This window comes from Streptomyces xanthochromogenes (assembly GCF_014650455.1).
Taxonomy (GTDB): Bacteria; Actinomycetota; Actinomycetes; order Streptomycetales; family Streptomycetaceae; genus Streptomyces; species Streptomyces xanthochromogenes.
The window spans coordinates 479183-498936 of sequence record NZ_BMUZ01000001.1 but is presented as its reverse complement, the minus strand read 5'-3'; the positions used below and the strand labels follow the sequence as shown (position 1 = coordinate 498936).

Sequence of the window (19754 nt, the reverse complement as noted above, 5' to 3'; positions counted from 1 at the left end):
CGGGGGCGGCCGGTAGGGTGTTCGGTACGCGCGGCGACTGGCGAGCGGGGAAGCGACCCCGGGGAAGCCGCGCGCGGCCTGCCGCACGAGGTGCCGCCCGCCTGGGCACCCCGGGAACCTGACAACGGACCCCGGAGGACGCCATGAGCCTTCCCCTTTCCCACCCCGCCCTGCTGGCAGCCGACCCCGAGCTGGCCGCGCTCGTCGCCGCCGAGGAGCGGCTCCAGTCGGACACGCTGCGCCTGATCCCCAGCGAGAACTACGTCTCGACAGCCGTCCTGGAGGCGTCCGGGACGGTGCTGCAGAACAAGTACAGCGAGGGCTACGCGGGCCGGCGCTACTACGAGGGCCAGCAGAACATCGACAAGGTCGAGACGCTGGCGGTCGACCGCGCCAAGGCCCTGTTCGGCGTCGAGCACGCCAACGTCCAGCCGTACTCCGGCTCGCCCGCCAACCTCGCCGTCTACCTCGCCTTCGCCGAGCCCGGCGACACGGTGATGGGCATGGCGCTGCCGATGGGCGGACACCTCACGCACGGCTGGGGCGTCTCGGCGACCGGCAAGTGGTTCCGGGGCGTGCAGTACGGGGTGCGCGCCGACACCGGGCTCGTCGACCTCGACGAGGTGCGCGAGATCGCCCTCAAGGAGCGGCCCAAGCTGATCTTCTGCGGGGGCACGGCGCTGCCCCGCACGATCGACTTCGCCGCGTTCGCGGAGATCGCGAAGGAGGCGGGCGCGGTGCTCGTCGCGGACGTCGCGCACATCGCGGGCCTCATCGCGGGCGGCGCCCACCCCTCGCCCGCCCCGTACGCGGACGTCATCTCGACGACCACGCACAAGACCCTGCGGGGCCCGCGCGGTGCCATGCTGATGTCCCGCGCGGAGCACGCGAAGGCCCTCGACAAGGCGGTCTTCCCCGGGCTCCAGGGCGGCCCGCACAACCAGACCACGGCGGCGATCGCGGTCGCCCTCCACGAGGCGGCGCAGCCGGCGTTCTGCGCGTACGCGCACCAGGTGGTGGCCAATGCGCGGGCCCTCGCCGATGCCCTTCTGGAGCGGGGCTTCGACCTCGTGTCGGGCGGCACGGACAACCACCTGATCCTGATGGACCTCACCCCCAAGGACGTGCCCGGCAAGGTGGCGGCGAAGGCGCTGGACCGGGCGGGGCTCGTCGTCAACTACAACACCGTGCCGTACGACCCGCGCAAGCCGTTCGACCCCTCCGGCATTCGCATCGGTACGCCGTCCCTGACGTCGAGGGGTCTTGGCGCCGACCACATGCCGAAGGTGGCCGAATGGCTCGACCGGGGCGTGTCCGCGGCCCGGGCCGGTGACGAGGGCGCACTGTCCGTGATCCGCGCCGAGGTGACGGACCTCCTGTCCGCCTACCCGGCCCCGGGCCTCCCCCTGGACTGACCCCCTGGGGCTCCGCCCCCAGACCCCCGTTCGCGCCTGAACGGCGCTCCTCCTCAAACGCCGGACAGGCTGAGGATGCCTGTGCGGGCCGGCACCGAGGCATTCGGGGTCACCTACAGGGGCGCGGGGAACTGCGCGAGGAGCGAGCACGGTGCGAGGCCGAAATCGGGGTCAGGGGCGCGGGGAACTGCGCGAGCGGCCCCTGCGGTCCGCAGGCGGAGGCGGCGGGCTCCGGGGGTTCGGGGGCAGCGCCCCCGAGGTGCCGGGGCACCTTGTGGGGCCGGTCACAAGCGCGGGGTTTCCAGGTGGACGCGCCCACCTGAGAGAATGCTGAGCATGGCCTCGACTAGTCCCCGCGTGCTCTCCGGAATCCAGCCCACCGCAGGCTCGTTCCACCTCGGCAACTACCTCGGCGCGGTCCGCCAGTGGGTCGCGCTCCAGGAGTCCCACGACGCGTTCTACATGGTCGTGGACCTGCACGCGATCACCGTCCCGCAGGACCCCGCCGAGCTGCGCGCCAACACCCGGCTCGCCGCGGCCCAGCTGCTCGCCGCCGGTCTCGACCCCGAGCGCTGCACGCTGTTCGTCCAGAGCCACGTGCCCGAGCACGCCCAGCTCGCCTGGATCATGAACTGCCTGGCCGGTTTCGGCGAGGCCAGCCGGATGACGCAGTTCAAGGACAAGTCCGCCAAGCACGGCGCGGGCAACGCGACCGTCGGCCTCTTCACCTACCCGATCCTGCAGGTCGCCGACATCCTGCTGTACCAGGCCAACCAGGTCCCCGTCGGGGAGGACCAGCGCCAGCACATCGAGCTCACCCGTGACCTCGCCGACCGCTTCAACGGCCGGTTCGGCGAGACGTTCACCGTCCCGGAGCCGTACATCCTCAAGGAGACGGCGAAGATCTACGACCTCCAGGACCCGTCGATCAAGATGAGCAAGTCGGCGTCGACGCCGAAGGGCCTCATCAACCTCCTCGACGACCCGAAGACGACGGCCAAGAAGGTCAAGAGCGCCGTCACCGACACCGACACGGTGATCAAGTACGACACCGAGAACAAGCCCGGTGTCTCCAACCTGCTCTCCATCTACTCGACCCTCACGGGCAGGACGATCGCGGAGCTGGAGGCCGAGTACGAGGGCAAGATGTACGGCGCGCTCAAGACGGACCTCGCCGACGTGATGGTCGAGTTCGTCACGCCGTTCCGCACGCGGACGCAGCAGTACCTGGACGACCCCGAGACGCTGGACTCGCTGCTCGCCAAGGGTGCCGAGAAGGCCCGCGCGGTCGCCGCCGAGACGCTGGCGACGGCGTACGACAAGGTCGGCCTGCTGCCCGCCAAGCACTGACACCGGTGACCGTGGCCGGAGCTCGACCCCGGGCTCTGGTCAGCGGCCGGTCGGGCCGTCACACTGCACACCATCAACACGACAGCACGGAGGAGAACGACGTGGGGACCGTAACGCTCGGCGTTTCGATCGCGGTCCCGGAGCCCTATGGCAGCCTGCTCCAGGAGCGGCGCGCGGGCTTCGGTGACCCCGCCGCGCACGGCATCCCCACGCACGTCACCCTGCTGCCGCCGCACGAGGTCGAGGCCGAGTGCCTGCCGGAGATCGAGGCGCACCTGGCCTCGGTCGCGGCGGCCGGGCGCGCGTTCCCGATGCGGCTGGAGGGCACGGGCACCTTCCGTCCGCTGTCCCCGGTGGTCTTCGTGCAGGTGGCGGAGGGCGCGGGCGAGTGCGCGTGGCTCCAGCAGCGGGTGCGGGACGAGGCCGGCCCGCTGGTGCGCGAGCTCCAGTTCCCGTACCACCCGCACGTGACCGTTGCGCACGGCATCTCCGAGGAGGAGATGGACGTGGCGTACGAGACCCTCGCCGACTTCGCGGCGTCCTGGACGTGTGGCGGGTTCGCCCTGTACGAGCAGGGCGCCGACGGGGTGTGGCGCAAGCTGCGCGACTACCCCTTCGGCATCGGCGCGCTCGGCGTCCCCGCCCAGGGCGCCTGCCTCGACCACCCCTCCCTGCGCTAGCCCGGACCGCTCGGACCGGGGGCAGCTCAGACCGGAAGCCGCCGGAAGACCCCGCGCGGCACGTGCCGTAGCGCCGACATCACCGCCCGCATCGTGCCGGGCACCCACACCAGCTCCGCCCGGCGCCGCAGCCCGGCCTCGATGGCCAGGGCCACCGCCTCGGGGGTGGTGGCGAGCGGGGCCTCGGTGAGCCCGGCCGTCATCTTCGTGCGGACGAATCCGGGGCGTACGACCATGACGTGCACCCCCGTACCGTGCAGCGCGTCACCGAGGCCTTGGGCGAACACGTCGAGGCCCGCCTTGCTCGACCCGTAGATGAAGTTGCTGCGGCGGGCGCGTTCGCCGGCCACCGAGGACAGCACGACGAGCGAACCGTGGCCCTGAGCCTGGAGGGCCTTGGCGCACACCAGGCCCGCCGAGACCGCACCGGTGTAGTTGGTCTGGGCCACCCGCACCGCGGCGAGCGGCTCGCCCTCGTCGTGGGCCTGGTCGCCGAGCACCCCGAACGCGAGCAGCACCATGTCGATGTCGCCCTCCGCGAACACCTTGCCGAGCGCGACCTCGTGCGCGGCGGGATCGAGGGCGTCGAAGGCGAGGGTGTGGACGTCCGGGCCGAGCGCCCGCAGCTCGGCCGCGGCCGCTTCGAGGGCGGGGGAGGCCCGGCCCGCGAGCCACACCGTGCGGGTGCGGCGGGCGATCAGGCGGCGGGCGGTGGCGAGGCCGATCTCGGAGGTGCCGCCGAGCACGAGCAGCGACTGCGGGGTACCGAATGCGTCCTTCATCGGGGCTCCTTGGGGGGGAGAGGGGGGAGGGGAGCTGCGGGTGCCTACGGGGGTCTGCGGGTGCCCGGGGTGCCCGGGGGGAGGCCGGAGGCCGGCCGGTCACAGGCCCAGGCGTCTGCTCATGTCCGACCTGAAGATGCCATCGGAGTCCAACTCGGCCCGCAATGACCGGAATTGGGGCAGCCGCGGATACATGCGCGCCACCAGTTCCGGCCGCAGCCGCGCGTCCTTCGCCAGATAGACCCGGCCGCCCGCGCCCGCCACCTGCTCGTCGAGGTCGTCGAGCAGGGCGCCGAGCCCTGCCAGGTTCGCCGGGATGTCGAGGGCCAGGGTCCAGCCGGGGACGGGGAAGGAGAGCCAGCCCGGGTCGGCGTCGCCGAAGCGCTTGAGGACGGCGAGGAAGGAGGGGCAGCCGTGCCGGGAGATGCGCCGCACGATGGCGCGCAGGGCTTCCTCCTGTCCGTACCCGACGACGAACTGGTACTGCACGAAGCCGCCCCTGCCGTAGACGCGGTTCCAGTGCGGCACCCCGTCGAGCGGGTGGAAGAACGTCGAGATGCGCTGGAGCTCGCCCGTGCGGTGCCGGGGCGCCCTGCGGTACCAGAGCTCGTTGAAGGCCGACACCGAGGCACGCCCGAGCAGCCCCTCGGGCAGGAAGGAGGGGGCGGCGGGGAGCCGGCGGGGCCGGAAGGCGAGCGGGCTGCGGGCGGCGCGGGGCGGCAGCATGTCGAGCGGCGCGTGGTCCCCGCGGGTCAGCACCGACCTGCCGGTACGCGCGCCCCGCGCGAGGAGGTCGATCCAGGCGACCGAGTACCGGTAGCGGTGGTCCCCCGATTCGAGCCGGTTCATCAAGTCATCCAGATCCACGGCCCGTTCGGTGTCCACCGTCATCAACGAGGTGCGGACGGGCAGGAGTTGGATCGTGGCGCGCAGGATCACTCCGGTGAGCCCCATGCCGCCCGCGGTCGCGTCGAACAGCGCGGTGTCCGGGGTGACCGTGCGGACCGTGCCGTCGGCGGTGAGGAGTTCGAGCTCGCGCACATGGCGGGCGAAGGAGCCCGACAGGTGGTGGTTCTTGCCGTGGATGTCGGCGCCGATCGCGCCGCCGACGGTGACGTACCGGGTGCCGGGGGTCACCGGCACGAACCAGCCGAGCGGCAGCAGGACTTCCATCAGGCGGTGCAGGCTGACGCCCGCGTCGCAGACGACGACGCCCGCCTCGGCGTCCACCGTGCGGATGCGGTCGAGGCCCGTCATGTCGAGGACCGCGCCGCCCGCGTTCTGCGCGGCGTCCCCGTACGCCCGGCCGAGCCCGCGGGCGATCGTGCCGCGCGCCCCGCACGCGAGCACCGCGGCCGCCGCCTCCTCGTAGCTGCGCGGGCGCAGCAGACGGGCGGTGGAGGGGGCCGTGCGCCCCCAGCCGCTCACGGACGTCGGCGGGCCGGAGGGAGCGGGCGCGGTGTCGGATGTCGTGGCAGCCATGAATGTGACGTTATCGCCTAACTCGTCCCCTTCTGCTTAGCCACCCGCCCCGGAACGGTCGGCAGTTCGTGGCGCCCGCTCTGCCGATAACTCTTCGGTAAATCACTCAGCGAAACGGGTGATTGCCCGAGTGTCAGTCCCATTTGTCCCGTATTCGCCCTCTCGTGCGCAGGAGAGTCGCCGGTGGCCTACGGCCAGTTGGCGGGCCGACGTCACGGAAGATGGGGTGGCAGATGCAGAAGCCGTCGTGCACCGACGCCGACCAACGACTCCTGGCCGCGCTGCGCGACTGCGCCGGGGACCCGCGCGTGGCCGCCGCCGCCCGCGCCCTGTCCTTCGCGGGCGAGCACGGCGCACTCTGGCTCGCGGCCGGCCTCGCCGCGGCCGCCGCCGACCGGGACCGGCGCGGGGCCTGGCTGCGCGGCACTGCCCTGGTCGCCGCCGCCCATCTGGCCAGCATGGGCGTCAAACGCGTGGTCCGCAGGCCCCGGCCGCACCTCCCGGCGGCCGAGCCCCTGGTGCGTACCGCGGGCCGGCACTCCTTCCCCAGCTCGCACGCCAGCTCGGCGGCCGCCGCGGCCGTCGCGTTCGGCTCGCTGCGGCCGGCCGGGGCGCACTTGGTCCCGCCGCTTGCCGCCGCGATGTGCGTCTCCCGCCTGGTCGCCGGGGTCCACTACCCGAGCGACATCGCGGCGGGCGCGCTGCTCGGCGGTGCCACCGCGCGGGCCGGTGCGGCCTGGATGCGCAAACCGCTCGAAGGGGAGCGCCGATGACCGAGCCCGGCGCGGTACTCCTCGACGAGGCTGCCGGCCCGGCCGCCTCGGCGACCCGGCGGCTGCTCGCCCTGCCCGGCGCCCTGGTGCGCACCGCGCGGCCCCGCCAGTGGATCAAGAACGTGCTCGTGGTGGCGGCGCCGGCCGCCGCCGGGCGCCTGGCCAGCCCCTACGACATCGCTCAACTCGCGCTGGTCTTCTGCCTGTTCACCATGGCGGCCTCGGCCGTCTACCTCATCAACGACGCCCGCGACGCCGAGGCCGACCGTGCCCACCCCGACAAGTGCCGACGCCCGGTGGCCGCCGGGCAGGTGCCGGTGGTCGTCGCGTACGCCACCGGCGCGGTCCTCGCCGTGCTCGCCCCCATGGCGGCGGCGCTGACCTGCAACGCGATGACGGCGACCCTGCTCAGCGGATACGTCGTCATGCAACTCGCCTACTGCGTCAAGCTGAAGCACGTCCTGGTCGTCGACCTGGTCGTCGTCACCACCGGATTCCTGATGCGGGCGATGATCGGCGGGGTCGCGCTCGGCATCCCGCTGTCCCGCTGGTTCCTGATCACCGCCGGGTTCGGCGCGCTGTTCATGGTCTCCGCCAAGCGGTACTCCGAGGCCCTCCAGATGGAGGGGCGCGGGGGCGCCACCCGCGCGCTCCTGGACGCGTACACCACCGGCTATCTGCGCTTCGTGTGGCAGCTCGCCGCGGGCGTCGCCGTGCTGGCGTACTGCATGTGGGCCCTGGAGGCGGGCGGGATGGAGGGCGGATCGCTGCTGCCCTGGCGGCAGTTGTCGATGGTCCCCTTCATCGGCGCCATCCTGCGCTACGCCGTCTTCGCCGACCGGGGCAGCGCGGGGGCGCCCGAGGACGTCGTCCTGCACGACCGGGCGCTGGCCGTCATCGGCCTGGTCTGGGTCGCCCTGTACGCGCTCGCGGTGGCCGACCTGTGAGCATCACCAGGTCCGAGGTGACCGGCTTCGCGCTGGCCGGGATCTGCGCGTACGCCGCCGACCTCGGGCTCTTCGTATGGCTGCGCTCGGGGCTCGGCTGGGACCCGATCGCCGCCAAGTCCCTCTCCTTCGTGGCCGGCTGCACGGTCGCCTACCTCGGCAACGCGTTCGGCACCTACCGCGGACGCCGGGTCGGCCTGCGCGAGTACGCGGTGTTCTTCGCCGTGAACATCGCGGGCGCCCTCGTCCAGCTGCTCTGCATCGGCGTCTCGCACTACGGCCTCGGGCTCACGTCCCCGCGCGCCGACACGCTCTCCGGCGCGGTCTTCGGCATGGCGCTCGCGACCTGTCTGCGCTTCTGGGGGACGCGAACCCTGGTTTTCGCCGAGAACCCGGAAGGATTGCCTCCGGAACGACACAGCCGAGCTGAAGAGGGTAGTCGTACGTCATGGACTGGCTGAAGAAACTCCCCGTCGTCGGGCCCTGGATCACCCGGCTCATGCGGACGCACGCCTGGCGTTCGTACGAGCGGCTCGACCGGGTCTACTGGTCCCGGCTCGCCGCGGCCATCACCTTCATCAGCTTCCTCGCGCTGTTCCCGCTGCTGACCGTCGGCGCGGCCGTCGCGGCCGCGCTGCTCTCCGGTGACCAGGTGCACAAACTCCAGAACACCATCGCCGAACAGGTCCCCGGCATCTCCGACCAGCTCGACCTCCAGGCGCTCATCGACAACGCCGGCACCGTCGGCATCGTCGCGGGCGCCCTGCTGCTCTTCACCGGCATCGGCTGGATCTCCCAGATGCGCGGCTGCCTCCAGGTCGTGTGGGAGATGGAGGAGGCGGACGCCGACGAGAACCCGGTGATGCGCAAGCTCAAGGACGGCGGCATCCTGCTCGGCCTCGGCGGCGCCGGACTCGCCTCCGCGGCCGCCTCCTCCCTCGGCTCCACCGCGGTCGGCTGGACCGCCGACAAGCTCGGCATCGACCAGGGCGGCGCGGGCGGGGTACTGCTGCGCATCGCGGCGATCGCCGTCGCGGTCCTCGCCGACTTCCTGCTCCTGCTCTACGTCCTGACGCTGCTCCCCGGCGTGAGCCCCCCGCGCCGCCGCCTGATGGTGGCGGCCCTGCTCGGCGCGGTCGGCTTCGAACTCCTCAAGCTGCTGCTCGGCGGCTACATGAAGGGCGTCGCCGCCAAGAGCATGTACGGGGCCTTCGGAGTGCCCATCGCGCTGCTGCTCTGGATCAACTTCACGGCGAAGCTGCTCCTGTTCTGCGCGGCGTGGACGGCCACCCCGTCCAAGGAGGACGACCCGGCGCTCGCCGAGGAGGACGGCCCCGAGCTCATGGAGGACGACGGCCCCGGGCTCACCGCTTCCTGAGCGGCCAGCGACGGTTGATCAGGAACACCGCACCCGAGATCAGCACCAGCGCACCACCCGCGATCCCGAGCGCGATGCCGGCCCCGCCGCTCTCGCCCCCGGCGGCGTCGGCCGTCTGCCCGGGCCGGTTCTTCGAGCCGCTCTGCGCACTGCCCGGCGCGGTGTCCCGGTTCGCCGTCGCGGACTTCGGCGGCACCAGCTCGCCGACCGGGGTGACCTTCCCGCTCGCCGCGAACCCCCAGTCGAGCAGCCGCGCCGCCTCCTTGTAGACGGCCTGGCTCTCGGTCGACTCGGGGTTCATGACGGTGACGAGCAGCACCTTGCCGTTCCGCTCGGCGACCCCGGTGAAGGTGGCGCCCGCGTTGGTGGTGTTGCCGTTCTTGACGCCCGCGATGCCCTTGTACGGGTTCAGCCCGAAGTCCCCGGTCAGCAACCGGTTGGTGTTCTGGATCTCGAACATCTCGCGCTTCTTGTCCTTGCCCTCGGCGCCGGGGAACTTCGCGGTCGCCGTCGCGCAGTACTCGCGGAAGTCCTTGTTCTGCAGCCCCGCGCGGGCGAACAGCGTCAGGTCGTACGCGCTGGAGACCTGACCCGGCGCGTCGTAGCCGTCCGGCGAGACCACCCGGGTGTCCAGCGCCTGGAGGTCGTCGGCCTTGTGCTGCATGTCCGCGACGGTCTGGGCGACACCGCCGTTCATCGACGAGAGGACGTGCACGGCGTCGTTGCCCGAGCGCAGGAACACTCCGAGCCACAGGTCGTGCACCGAGTACGACAGGTTCTCCTTGACCCCCACCAGGCTGCTGCCCATGCCCATCCCGGCCAGGTCCGCCGAGGTGACCGTGTGCTGTTCGTTCCGGTCGAACTTGGGCAGCACGGTGTCCGCGAACAGCATCTTCAGGGTGGAGGCGGGCGGCAGCCGCCAGTGTGCGTTGTGCGAGGCGAGCACCTGACCGCTCTCGGCGTCCGCGACGATCCAGGACCGGCCGGTCACGTCCTTGGGCAGCACGGGCGCGCCCGCGCCGAGCCGCGCCTGGGTGCCGGCGTCGCCGAGCAGGTCACCGCCGACCTTGGACATCCCGGTTGGTGGCGCGTCGTTGCGCTTGCCCGGCGCGCCGGGCGTGGCGGAGGCGGCCGGCTTGTCGTCCCGGGGCACCGCCGCGGCGGGCACCGGGGCGAGCGCGGGCAGCACGGACGCGGCGGCCACGGCAACGGACAGGGCGAGCCCGGCGGGCCGCTTCGGTACGCGTCGGCGCGAGGCGCTCTTCTTCACGTTCAGGGCAGACACGTTCGAGAACGTACAGGCTGAGACCGCGGATCGGATCATCGTACGGATGACCCGCCGGGAGCTCCCACCCGGCCGGAGGTGCGCGGCGGGTGCGTCCGATACTGGACGCATGAAACTCAGCCGCCCCCTCTCCTGGTTCCTGCTCGCCTTCGGCGCTTGGAGCTGGGTCATCTGGACCACTTTCGTAAAGAACCTGTGGAAGGACGGCAGCGGGCTCGCGTTCGACGCGGCCGGGAATCCGACCGCCTACTTCTGGGTCCACCTGCTGCTCGCCATCACCTCGTTTCTCCTGGGGACGGGGGTGGGCGTCATCGGGTTCCTTTCGTTGCGCCGGCTGAGGCGTGAACGAGCGGCTACGGAGAGCTCCGTCACGCTCGGCTAACAAGTAGCTGTGAGTGGAAGGTTGACCCTTCCACAATGTGAAGGTCGTGTGATTGGGTGAGCGTCATCACAGGCGCAGCGTGCTGATTCCGCGCGCCTGGCAGGGTGGGGCGTTCCGAGGAGAGCACGGCGATGCGGTCGATCCGTATGCGAATTCTGGCGATTGGTGCGGCCGTGGTGGTCGCCGGAGTGGGCGGCTGGCAGCTGTTGCCGTCCGATCAGGCGAAGAAGGACCCGATAGCCGTCGGCACCACCGACGTCATCACCTCGCTCGACCCGGCGGGTGCCTACGACGCGGGCTCCTGGGCGATCTACAACAACGTCTACCAGTCGCTGCTCACCTTCCGGCAGGGCAGCACCGCGCCGGTCCCGGACGCCGCCAAGAGCTGCACCTTCGTCGGACAGAAGCTGACGACGTACCAGTGCGTGATGCGGGACGACATCAGCTTCTCCAGCGGGCGCAAGATGACCGCGGAGGACGTGAAGTACTCCTTCGACCGGATGATGAAGATCGCCGACAAGCTCGGCCCGGCCCCGCTGTTCTCGATGCTCGGCTCGGTGCAGGCCCAGGGCGACACGGTCACCTTCAACCTGAAGAGCAAGGACGCCACGTTCCCGTCCAAGCTGGCCACCGGCGCGGGCTCGATCGTCGACAGCAGCCAGTACCCGGCGAACGCCCTGCGCAAGGACAACTCGGTCGTCGGCTCGGGTCCCTACCTGCTCAAGGAGTACAAGAAGGACGCCTCCGGGGCGCCGGTCAGCGCGAGCCTGGAGCCCAACACCGGTTACAAGGGCGCGGTGACGAAGCAGGGCATGCCCATCACGGTCCGGTACTTCGCGGAGGCCGACCAGCTGAACGCGGCCTGGCAGGCCAAGCAGGTCGACGTGGCGCACCGTGAGATGCCGCCCCAGGTGCTGGCCAAGCTCTCGCCGGGGCCGGACGTGCGGATCAGCACCTCGCCCGGCTACGACATCCGTCAGCTCACCTTCAACCTGAAGTCGTCGAGCCCGGTCTCCAAGACCAAGGTGCGCGAGGCCGCGGCCGCCCTCGTCGACCGTGCGGCGCTCGCCTCCAACGTCTACCTCGGCACCGTCGACCCGCTGTTCTCCGTGATCCCGCAGGGCTTCACCGGTCACAGCACCGCCTTCTTCGACGCCTACCCGAAGCCCGACCCGGTCAAGGCGAAGAACCTCCTGCGGTCGGCGGGCGAGTCCCTCCCGGTCACGTTCAACATGGCCTACCGCAAGCTCGGCGCGAACGGCGCGGAGGCCGAGCAGATCAAGGCACAGCTGGAGAAGGACGGCCTGTTCAAGGTCAATCTCATCGCCGAGCCGGACTGGCCGAAGATGCAGCAGAACTACGCCGAGGGCAAGTACGACGCGTACACCGCCGGCTGGCTCGCCGACTTCCCGGACCCGGACAACTTCGGCCAGCCGCTGGTCGGCACCGGCAACAGCCTCCACAACAACTACTCCGACAAGACCGTCGACGACCTCATCAAGAGCACCCAGGAGTTCACCGACCGCGGCAGGGCGGCCGACGACTTCAAGGCGATCCAGGAGAAGGTCGCCCAGGACGTTCCGCTGATCCCGCTGTGGCAGGGCAAGAACTACGTCCTCGGCAACAAGGACGTCAGCGGTTCTCAGTACCTGTCGGACGGCACGGGCGTGTGGCGCCTGTGGGAGCTGGGCTGGATCTGAGTTCCGGCCGCCGGCCGGGCGTGCGCACGTTGGCCCAAAGGGCTTCTGTCCGGGCGGCCAACGGTTCTGTTCCATTGACCGGGCAGGGACACGCTGCTTCCGTCGGGGGATGCGCCTTTCCCGTCGTACGCTGCTGAGCTCACTCGCCGGATCGGCCCTCGCCCTCGGGGCGGGCACCGAGGCCGGGTACGCCGCCGAGGCCGGTGGAGCGGCCGCCCCGGGGCCCGCCGCGCGGGCCCTGGCCCGGCTGTTGCCGGACCATCGCGATCAGGTCACCTTCCGCGCACTCGCGCCCGCGGCCGGCCGTGACCGCTTCCGCGTCTCGGGCGGGGCGGGCGAGATCCTGGTCGAGGGCAGCACCCCGGCCGTGCAACTCACCGGATTCCACCGGTACTTGAGACAGGTCGCGCACGCCCACATCTCCTGGGCGGGTGAGCAGACCCGGCTGCCCCGGCTGCTTCCCGAGGTCCCCTCGCCCATCGGGAGCACCGCCAACGTCACCCACCGGTTCGTCTTCAACGACACCAACGACGGCTACACCGGGCCCTACCACGACTGGTCCTACTGGGAGCGCGAGCTCGACGTCCTGGCCCTGCACGGCTACAACGAGGTGCTCGTCTACCTCGGCGCCGACACCGTCTACCACCGCACCTTCCTCCAACACGGCTATCACGACGCCGAGTTGCGCGCCTGGCTCCCGGGGCCCGGGCACCAGCCGTGGTGGCTGCTCCAGAACATGTCCGGCTTCGGCGGCCCGGTCTCCCGGCAACTCCTCGCTCAGCGCGCCGAGTTGGCTACCCGGATCGTCGATCGCCTGCGCGAGCTCGGGATGACCCCGGTGCTGCCCGGCTACTTCGGTACGCTTCCGCCCGGCTTCGCCGACCGCAACCCGGGCGCGCACGTGGTGCCGCAGGGGATCTGGGGAGGCTTCGCCCGGCCCGACTGGCTGGACCCGCGCTCCGAGCACTTCGCCCGGATCGCGGCCACGTTCTACCGCGTCCAGGACGAGCTGCTCGGCGCCACCTCCATGTACAAGATGGACCTGCTGCACGAGGGCGGCACCCCCGGTGACGTGCCGATCGGCGATGCCGCGCGGGCCGTCGAGAAGGCGCTGCGCACCGCGCACCCCGGGGCGGTCTGGAGCATCCTCGGCTGGCAGCAGAACCCGCACAAGGAGATCATCGAGGCGGTCGACAAGACCAAGCTGTTCGTCGTCGACGGCATCTCCGACCACTACCCCTCGGTGACCGACCGCGAGGCGTCCTGGGAGGGCACCCCGTACGCGTTCGGCTCCATCTGGAACTTCGGCGGCCACACCGCGATGGGCGCCAACACCCCCGACTGGGCTTCCCTGTACGAGAGTTGGCGCACCAAGCCGAACAGCGCGCTGGACGGCATCGCGCTCATGCCGGAGGGTGCCGACAACAACCCCGCCGCCTTCGCGCTCTTCTCCGACCTGCCCTGGACGGACGGCCCCGTCGACCTGGAGGAGTGGTTCGAGCAGTGGCCGCGCTACCGGTACGGCGCCACCGACCGGCACGCGACCGAGGCGTGGGACGTGCTGCGCCGCACCGCCTACGGCACCACCCGGGCCGACTCCTGGAGCGAGGCCGCGGACGGCCTGTTCGGCGCCCGGCCCGACCTGAAGGCGACCTCGGGCGGCTTCTGGTCCCCGCCCGTGCTCCGCTACGACGCGGCCGAGTTCGCGGAGGCGCTGCCCGCCCTCCTGGCGGTCTCCCCGAAGCTGCGCGCCTCGTCGGCCTATCGCTACGACCTCCTCGACGTGACCCGTCAGACCCTCTCCAACGAGTCCCGCCGGCTGCTCCCGCGCATCCGGGACGCCTTCGAGAACGCCGACAAGGACGCGTTCGCGGCACTGACCGGGGAGTGGCTGCGCGATCTGGCCCTGCTTGAGCGGGTGGTGGCCACCGACCGGGGCCATCTGCTCGGCCGCTGGATCGCGGACGCGCGGTCGTGGGGCGCCGGCGCGCAGGAGAAGGACCGCCTCGCCTACGACGCGGTGTCGCTGCTGACGGTGTGGGGCCCGCGCGCGGCGGCCAACGGCGGCACCCTGCGCGACTATGCGAACCGGGAGTGGTCGGGCCTGGTCGGCGGCCTCTACACGCTGCGCTGGCGCACCTACTTCGAGACCCTGACGGCGTCCCTGACCACGGGCCGCCCCCCGGAGCCGGTCGACTGGTACGCCCTGGAGGACACCTGGGTGCGCACCCACCCCGCGTACGGGACCGAGCCGAAGGGCGACATCGTGAAGGTGGCGCGGGAGGTGAGGGAGGCCCTCGACCTGTGAACTAGCCTTCCCCGGAGCCCTACTTGGCGGACTTCCGGGAGGCGGCGGCCTGGGACATCCCCGGCAGGAAGTCCGTGAACAGCTCGTGCACCTCGTGCACGAGCGGCCGCAGCACCCGGAACCGGGCGAGAGCGATGCCCCGGGTGGTGAGCTTGGCCCCCCGGGCCGCGAGCCGGTAGCTCCGCTCGCGGTCGGGGGAGCGGTCGAAGACCCAGTACAGGACCAGCCCCATCTGGGACAGCCACATCAACTCGGGGAGTACGTCGACGAGTTCGGCCGGCACCTTGGTCTTCGTGCCGGCCAGCACCTCCCGGTGCACGGAGATCGCCTCCTGCCGCGCGTGCTCCGACTCCGCGGAGAACGGGCTGAGCGGGCTGTCCGGGTCGGCCGCGTTCTTGAAGAACTGCGCCGCGAACTCGTGGTACGGCGACGCGATGTCCAGCCACACCCGCAGCACCCCGGCGAGCCGGGCCTCCAGGTCGGTCTCGGTGTCGAGCACCTCGCGCACCGCCGCCTGGTGCTCGGCCGCGATCCGGTCGTAGAAGCCCTGGATCAGGTGCTCCTTGCCGGCGAAGTAGTAGTACGCGTTCCCGACCGAGACCCCGGCCTCCTGCGCGATCACCCGCATCGTGGTCTTGTCGTACCCCCGCTCCTGGAAGAGCCGCATGGCGGTCTCCAGAATGAGAGTGCGGGTCTGCTCCCCCTTGGCGGGCCGGGACCCCACCGCCTCGGAATCCGTCTCTGCGGGCGCGTTCTGTTCTGGCACGTCACGAGCCTAATCGGACGGGCCCCGGGGAGGGCGGCAGGGTCGGGGGCGCGGGCGCGGAAGGCGACGGTCACCACGTTCACCCGCACATGCGGGAGGGCCCCGCACCCGGAAGCGAACTTCCAGGTGCGGGGCCCTCTCGCACATGCCGGGATCAGAAGCGGCGCGTGATCAGGGCGCGCTTGACTTCCTGGATGGCCTTGGTGACCTCGATGCCACGGGGGCACGCGTCGGTGCAGTTGAACGTGGTGCGGCAACGCCACACGCCGTCCTTGTCGTTGAGGATCTCCAGGCGCTGCTCGCCCGCCTCGTCACGGCTGTCGAAGATGAAGCGGTGCGCGTTCACGATCGCGGCCGGGCCGAAGTACTGGCCGTCGTTCCAGAAGACCGGGCACGAGGACGTGCACGCCGCGCACAGGATGCACTTCGTGGTGTCGTCGAAGCGCTCGCGGTCCTCGGGCGACTGGAGACGCTCACGCGTCGGCTCGTTGCCCTTCGTGATGAGGAAGGGCATCACGTCGCGGTACGCCTGGAAGAACGGCTCCATGTCCACGACCAGGTCCTTCTGGACCGTGAGGCCCTTGATGGCCTCGATGGTGATGGGCTTGGAGGGGTTGATGTCCTTGATCAGCGTCTTGCAGGCGAGACGGTTCTTGCCGTTGATGCGCATGGCGTCGGAACCGCAGATGCCGTGCGCGCAGGAGCGGCGGAAGGTCAGGGACCCGTCCACCTCCCACTTGATCTTGTGGAGACCGTCGAGCACGCGCTCCTTCGGGTCGATCTCCAGCTGGAAGTCCTCCCACGTCGCTTCCTCGGAGATCTCCGGGTTGAAGCGGCGGATGCGGAAGGTGACCGTGATGTAGGGCGAGTCCGCGAAGCCGGGCTCCGGCGCGCCTGCCGTGTCGGCCTTGTCCAGGGTCGGGGTTGCCATCAGTACTTACGCTCCATCGGCTGGTAGCGGGTCTGGACGACGGGCTTGTAGTCGAGGCGGATCGAGTCCTTGCCGCCGTCCGCGACCTCGCGGTACGCCATGGTGTGGCGCATGAAGTTGACGTCGTCGCGGTTCGGGTAGTCCTCGCGGTAGTGACCGCCGCGGGACTCCTTGCGCGCCAGGGCCGAGACGGCCATGACCTCGGCCAGGTCGAGCAGGTTGCCCAGCTCGATGGCCTCCAGGAGGTCGGTGTTGAACCGCTTGCCCTTGTCCTGGACGGACACATTGCGGTAGCGCTCGCGCAGCTCGCCGATCTTCTCGACCGCGGTCTTGATCGTCTGCTCGGTGCGGAAGACCATGACGTTGGCGTCCATGGTCTCCTGCAGCTCCTTGCGGATGACCGCGACGCGCTCGGTGCCGGTCGCCGACAGCAGGTTCTCGACCTGCGCCTGGACCTGCGCAGCCGGGTTCTCGGGGAGCTCGATGTAGTCCGCGGTGTGCGCGTACTCCGCCGCCGCGATGCCCGCGCGCTTGCCGAACACGTTGATGTCCAGGAGCGAGTTGGTGCCCAGGCGGTTGGCGCCGTGCACGGAGACACAGGCGACCTCGCCGGCCGCGTACAGGCCCGGCACGACCGTGGTGTTGTCGCTGAGGACCTCACCCTGGACGTTGGTCGGGATGCCGCCCATGGCGTAGTGCGCGGTGGGCTGGATCGGGATCGGGTCCGTGTAGGGCTCGATGCCGAGGTAGGTGCGCGCGAACTCCGTGATGTCCGGGAGCTTGGCGTCGAGCTGCTCCGGCGGGAGGTGCGTCAGGTCGAGGTAGACGTGGTCGCCCTCGGGACCGCAGCCGCGGCCCTCGCGGATCTCCGTGTAGATGGAGCGCGAGACGACGTCACGGGACGCGAGGTCCTTCATGACCGGCGCGTACTTCTCCATGAAGCGCTCGCCGTCCTTGTTGCGGAGGATGCCGCCCTCACCGCGGGCGCCCTCCGTCAGCAGGATGCCCATGCGCCAGATGCCCGTCGGGTGGAACTGGAAGAACTCCATGTCCTCCAGGGGCAGTCCGCGGCGGTAGCACGCGGCCTGGCCGTCACCGGTCAGGGTGTGCGCGTTGGAGGTCACCTTGAAGAACTTGCCGGTGCCGCCCGAGGCGTAGATGACCGACTTCGACTGGAAGACGTGGATCTCGCCGGTCGCCAGCTCGTAGGCGACGACGCCGGCGGACTTCTTGACGCCGTCCTCCTCGACCAGGAGCTGGTCGAGGACGTAGAACTCGTTGAAGAACTCCACGCCCTCCTTGATGCAGTTCTGGTAGAGCGTCTGGAGGATCATGTGGCCGGTGCGGTCGCCCGAGTAGCAGGCACGGCGGACCGGGGCCTCGCCGTGGTTGCGGGAGTGACCGCCGAAACGGCGCTGGTCGATCTCACCGGCGGGCGTGCGGCCGAACGGCAGGCCCATCTTCTCCAGGTCGAGGACCGCGTCGATGGCCTCCTTCGCCAGGATCTCGGCGGCGTCCTGGTCGACCAGGTAGTCGCCGCCCTTGATCGTGTCGAAGGTGTGCCACTCCCAGTTGTCCTCCTCCACGTTGGCGAGCGCGGCGGCCATGCCGCCCTGCGCCGCGCCCGTGTGGGAGCGGGTGGGGTAGAGCTTCGTCAGGACGGCGGTGCGGCTGCGCTTGGTCGACTCGATGGCCGCGCGCATGCCGGCGCCGCCGGCGCCGACGATGACGGTGTCGTACTTGTGGATCTTCATCAGAGAATTCCTCAGTCCCTCAGCCCGTGGCCTAGCGGATGTTCGGGTCGAAGGTGAAGATCACCAGCGTGCCCAGCAGGACGGTGAACACCGTGGCGGTGTAGAGCAGCATCTTCAGCCAGAAGCGGGTGTTGTCCCGCTGCGCGTAGTCGTTGATGACGGTGCGCAGGCCGTTGGCGCCGTGCAGCATGGCCAGCCACAGCATGGCCAGGTCCCAGATCTGCCAGAACGGGGACGCCCAGCGGCCCGCGACGAACGCGAAGCCGATCTTGGAGACGCCGCCGTCGAGGACGAGCTGGATCAGCAGGTGACCGAGGACCAGGACGACCAGCACGATGCCGGACAGCCGCATGAACATCCAGCCGTACAGCTCGAAGTTCGTACGGGTGGACTTCGGGGTCTTCTTGGTGCGCTGGCGCGGGGCCTCGATGAGCGGGGCCGGGTGATCGGTGTCGTACAGGCTCGCGCCCTCGACTTCGCCGATCGCGGCAGCGGAAGAGGTTTCGGCAGACATCTCAGTCCTCAGCTCCCGAACAGTTCACGGACGGCGTGACCGAGCACCGGGTAGAGCGCGCCCACCATCAGCACGACCCAGACGCCCACGACGGTCCAGAGCATCTGCTTCTGGTAGCGCGGGCCCTTGGCCCAGAAGTCGACCGCGATGATGCGCAGGCCGTTGAGCGCGTGGAACAGGATGGCGGCCACCAGGCCGTATTCCAGACACGCGACGATGGGCGTCTTGTAGGTCGCCACGACTTTGTCGTACGCCTCGGGGGAGACACGCACGAGAGCGGTGTCGAGGACGTGGACGAACAGGAAGAAGAAAATGAGGACGCCGGTGACTCGATGAGCCACCCAGGACCACATTCCTTCCCGGCCGCGGTACAGCGTTCCAGCCGGCACGGAAGAACCCTCCGGGAGCGGTGTTGAGGGCCGGCCGGCTTCAGTGTCGGTCTGACCCGGCCGGGTACGGTCCACCGGCCCCGGTCATCGTAGCGACGAGATGTCGGTTCCCTCGCGCCGGGTCCATAGGTGTGATCAAACAGGCAATCAAACAGGCTCGTACGGCCTAGAGAACGCGGTGTGCGGCGCTCGGGGCGTCCGGTTCGGGATGGCTTGCCACGAGATGGGCGAGCCGGGCGCGGGCGAGGCGGCGCAGTTCGTCGGCGGCGATCGAGCGCTCCTCGTCCGGGTCGTTGTTCATCCGCAGCCGGATGCCGCTCAGCACCTGGTCGAGGTGCTCGGCGGGGTGGAACCCGTCGAGACAGATCACGAAGGCATGCCCGAAACTGCTCTCGTACGCGGCGTGCGCGGCCCGCAGCGCCGTGTGCGCGGACTGCGGCGCGCTCTCGTGCAGGCCCGGCGAGAGCTCGTCGGCCAGCGCCTCGGCGAGGTCGGCGGCGCTCAGGTCGTAGCTGGCCTCGTCGGCCGCGGCGAGCAGCGACTCCACGTCCGGGTAGGGGCGGTGGGCGGCGAGCCGCAGGGCCCAGCGGCGGCTGGCACAGCACGCGAGCAGGGCCGTTTCGGCCGCGCCGGCGGCGGCGCGGTTGAAACGGTCGAGCCCGTCGGGCCGCGGCGGCGCTGCCGGAACGGATGTGCCCCGGAGCTGATTCGGTATGGCTGCCCGCCCCTGGGCACGAGGAGTGTGATGAAGTGTCGGCGGTCGCTTCCGGGGGCCGGCGTGGGAATCGCTGGACAGCGTGGGCTCCTCGAACACTGCGCGGGACGCGGCAGTACGGGACGGGACGTGCTGCGAAGCACGGAGACTGGAGTGGAAAGTGAGGTGGGAGTGCCGCCACGCTATCCACGTGGAAAGCGAGC

Annotated in this window: 19 protein-coding genes and 1 riboswitch; of the genes, 10 read left to right on the top strand and 9 right to left on the bottom strand. The window is 70.7% G+C overall.

The window, feature by feature from the left end:
• Nucleotides 1–23: 23 nt before the first annotated feature.
• Nucleotides 24–114: riboswitch (ZMP/ZTP riboswitch) on the top strand.
• A gap of 29 nt (nucleotides 115–143) precedes the next feature.
• The 3 genes from glyA (at nucleotide 144) to IE267_RS02230 (ending at nucleotide 3445) form a co-directional block, all read left to right on the top strand.
• Nucleotides 144–1415, top strand: a complete 1272-nt coding sequence (gene glyA / locus IE267_RS02240; RefSeq protein ID WP_167157506.1) for a serine hydroxymethyltransferase — start codon at nucleotides 144–146, stop codon at nucleotides 1413–1415.
• A gap of 336 nt (nucleotides 1416–1751) precedes the next feature.
• A complete protein-coding gene (trpS, locus tag IE267_RS02235) occupies nucleotides 1752–2765 on the top strand; it encodes a tryptophan--tRNA ligase (protein WP_189761992.1) in 1014 nt (337 codons plus the stop codon).
• A gap of 101 nt (nucleotides 2766–2866) precedes the next feature.
• On the top strand, nucleotides 2867–3445 hold the full coding sequence (locus IE267_RS02230; RefSeq protein ID WP_189761991.1) for a 2'-5' RNA ligase family protein: 579 nt from the start codon (nucleotides 2867–2869) through the stop codon (nucleotides 3443–3445).
• A 26-nt stretch (nucleotides 3446–3471) separates the two neighbouring features.
• Here the strand turns inward: IE267_RS02230 and dprE2 are convergent, their stop codons facing one another.
• Nucleotides 3472–4227, bottom strand: coding sequence for a decaprenylphospho-beta-D-erythro-pentofuranosid-2-ulose 2-reductase (gene dprE2 / locus IE267_RS02225; RefSeq protein WP_189761990.1), 756 nt, complete (start codon nucleotides 4225–4227; stop codon nucleotides 3472–3474).
• 99 nt (nucleotides 4228–4326) lie between these two features.
• On the bottom strand, nucleotides 4327–5709 hold the full coding sequence (gene dprE1 / locus IE267_RS02220) for a decaprenylphosphoryl-beta-D-ribose oxidase (RefSeq protein ID WP_189761989.1): 1383 nt from the start codon (nucleotides 5707–5709) through the stop codon (nucleotides 4327–4329).
• Nucleotides 5710–5942: 233 nt separating this feature from the next.
• Here dprE1 and IE267_RS02215 point away from each other — a divergent pair, with 233 nt between their 5' ends.
• From IE267_RS02215 to IE267_RS02200, 4 genes are read left to right on the top strand one after another with little or no spacing between them, the layout of a single operon-like run.
• Nucleotides 5943–6482 (top strand): phosphatase PAP2 family protein, encoded by a 540-nt coding sequence (locus IE267_RS02215; protein WP_189761988.1) that lies wholly within the window; start codon nucleotides 5943–5945, stop codon nucleotides 6480–6482.
• Complete coding sequence (locus IE267_RS02210; RefSeq protein WP_189761987.1) at nucleotides 6479–7429, top strand: decaprenyl-phosphate phosphoribosyltransferase; 951 nt, start codon at nucleotides 6479–6481, stop codon at nucleotides 7427–7429. Before IE267_RS02215 ends, IE267_RS02210 begins: the two co-directional genes overlap by 4 nt.
• Complete coding sequence (locus IE267_RS02205) at nucleotides 7426–7890, top strand: GtrA family protein (protein ID WP_167157498.1); 465 nt, start codon at nucleotides 7426–7428, stop codon at nucleotides 7888–7890. Before IE267_RS02210 ends, IE267_RS02205 begins: the two co-directional genes overlap by 4 nt.
• Nucleotides 7878–8807 carry a YihY/virulence factor BrkB family protein gene (locus tag IE267_RS02200; RefSeq protein WP_167157496.1) on the top strand — a complete coding sequence of 310 codons (930 nt, stop codon included), beginning with the start codon at nucleotides 7878–7880 and terminating at the stop codon, nucleotides 8805–8807. The genes IE267_RS02205 and IE267_RS02200 overlap by 13 nt, the downstream gene beginning before the upstream one ends.
• On the opposite strand, the gene IE267_RS02195 is transcribed toward IE267_RS02200, so the two are convergent.
• Nucleotides 8794–10131: a D-alanyl-D-alanine carboxypeptidase family protein gene (locus tag IE267_RS02195; protein ID WP_470078266.1), complete on the bottom strand. Its 1338-nt coding sequence runs from the start codon at nucleotides 10129–10131 to the stop codon at nucleotides 8794–8796. The genes IE267_RS02200 and IE267_RS02195 overlap by 14 nt on opposite strands.
• 70 nt (nucleotides 10132–10201) lie before the next feature.
• Between IE267_RS02195 and IE267_RS02190 the strand changes: the two genes are divergently transcribed.
• From IE267_RS02190 to IE267_RS02180, 3 genes are all read left to right on the top strand, one after another.
• Nucleotides 10202–10474 carry an SCO4848 family membrane protein gene (locus IE267_RS02190; RefSeq protein WP_167157493.1) on the top strand — a complete coding sequence of 91 codons (273 nt, stop codon included), beginning with the start codon at nucleotides 10202–10204 and terminating at the stop codon, nucleotides 10472–10474.
• A gap of 131 nt (nucleotides 10475–10605) precedes the next feature.
• On the top strand, nucleotides 10606–12174 hold the full coding sequence (locus tag IE267_RS02185) for an ABC transporter substrate-binding protein (protein WP_167157491.1): 1569 nt from the start codon (nucleotides 10606–10608) through the stop codon (nucleotides 12172–12174).
• Nucleotides 12175–12283: 109 nt separating this feature from the next.
• Complete coding sequence (locus tag IE267_RS02180) at nucleotides 12284–14482, top strand: alpha-N-acetylglucosaminidase (RefSeq protein WP_189761986.1); 2199 nt, start codon at nucleotides 12284–12286, stop codon at nucleotides 14480–14482.
• A gap of 19 nt (nucleotides 14483–14501) precedes the next feature.
• Here IE267_RS02180 and IE267_RS02175 read toward each other — a convergent pair whose 3' ends face one another.
• The 6 genes from IE267_RS02175 to IE267_RS02150 all read right to left on the bottom strand — a co-directional run bounded on the left by IE267_RS02175 (nucleotide 14502) and on the right by IE267_RS02150 (nucleotide 19551).
• Complete coding sequence (locus IE267_RS02175) at nucleotides 14502–15248, bottom strand: TetR/AcrR family transcriptional regulator (RefSeq protein ID WP_373304444.1); 747 nt, start codon at nucleotides 15246–15248, stop codon at nucleotides 14502–14504.
• A gap of 154 nt (nucleotides 15249–15402) precedes the next feature.
• Nucleotides 15403–16179: a succinate dehydrogenase iron-sulfur subunit gene (locus IE267_RS02170; protein WP_167157485.1), complete on the bottom strand. Its 777-nt coding sequence runs from the start codon at nucleotides 16177–16179 to the stop codon at nucleotides 15403–15405.
• Nucleotides 16179–17933, bottom strand: a complete 1755-nt coding sequence (gene sdhA, locus IE267_RS02165; protein ID WP_100574738.1) for a succinate dehydrogenase flavoprotein subunit — start codon at nucleotides 17931–17933, stop codon at nucleotides 16179–16181. The genes IE267_RS02170 and sdhA overlap by 1 nt, the downstream gene beginning before the upstream one ends.
• Before the next feature lie 31 nt (nucleotides 17934–17964).
• The gene (locus IE267_RS02160; protein WP_161257441.1) at nucleotides 17965–18447 is read right to left on the bottom strand and encodes a succinate dehydrogenase hydrophobic membrane anchor subunit; all 483 of its coding nucleotides are present in this window, start codon (nucleotides 18445–18447) and stop codon (nucleotides 17965–17967) included.
• An 8-nt stretch (nucleotides 18448–18455) separates the two neighbouring features.
• Entirely contained in the window at nucleotides 18456–18836 is a 381-nt protein-coding gene (gene sdhC, locus IE267_RS02155) for a succinate dehydrogenase, cytochrome b556 subunit (RefSeq protein ID WP_100574740.1), read from the bottom strand.
• 166 nt (nucleotides 18837–19002) lie between these two features.
• Entirely contained in the window at nucleotides 19003–19551 is a 549-nt protein-coding gene (locus IE267_RS02150) for a 2-oxo-4-hydroxy-4-carboxy-5-ureidoimidazoline decarboxylase (protein ID WP_373300177.1), read from the bottom strand.
• Nucleotides 19552–19754: the final 203 nt, after the last annotated feature.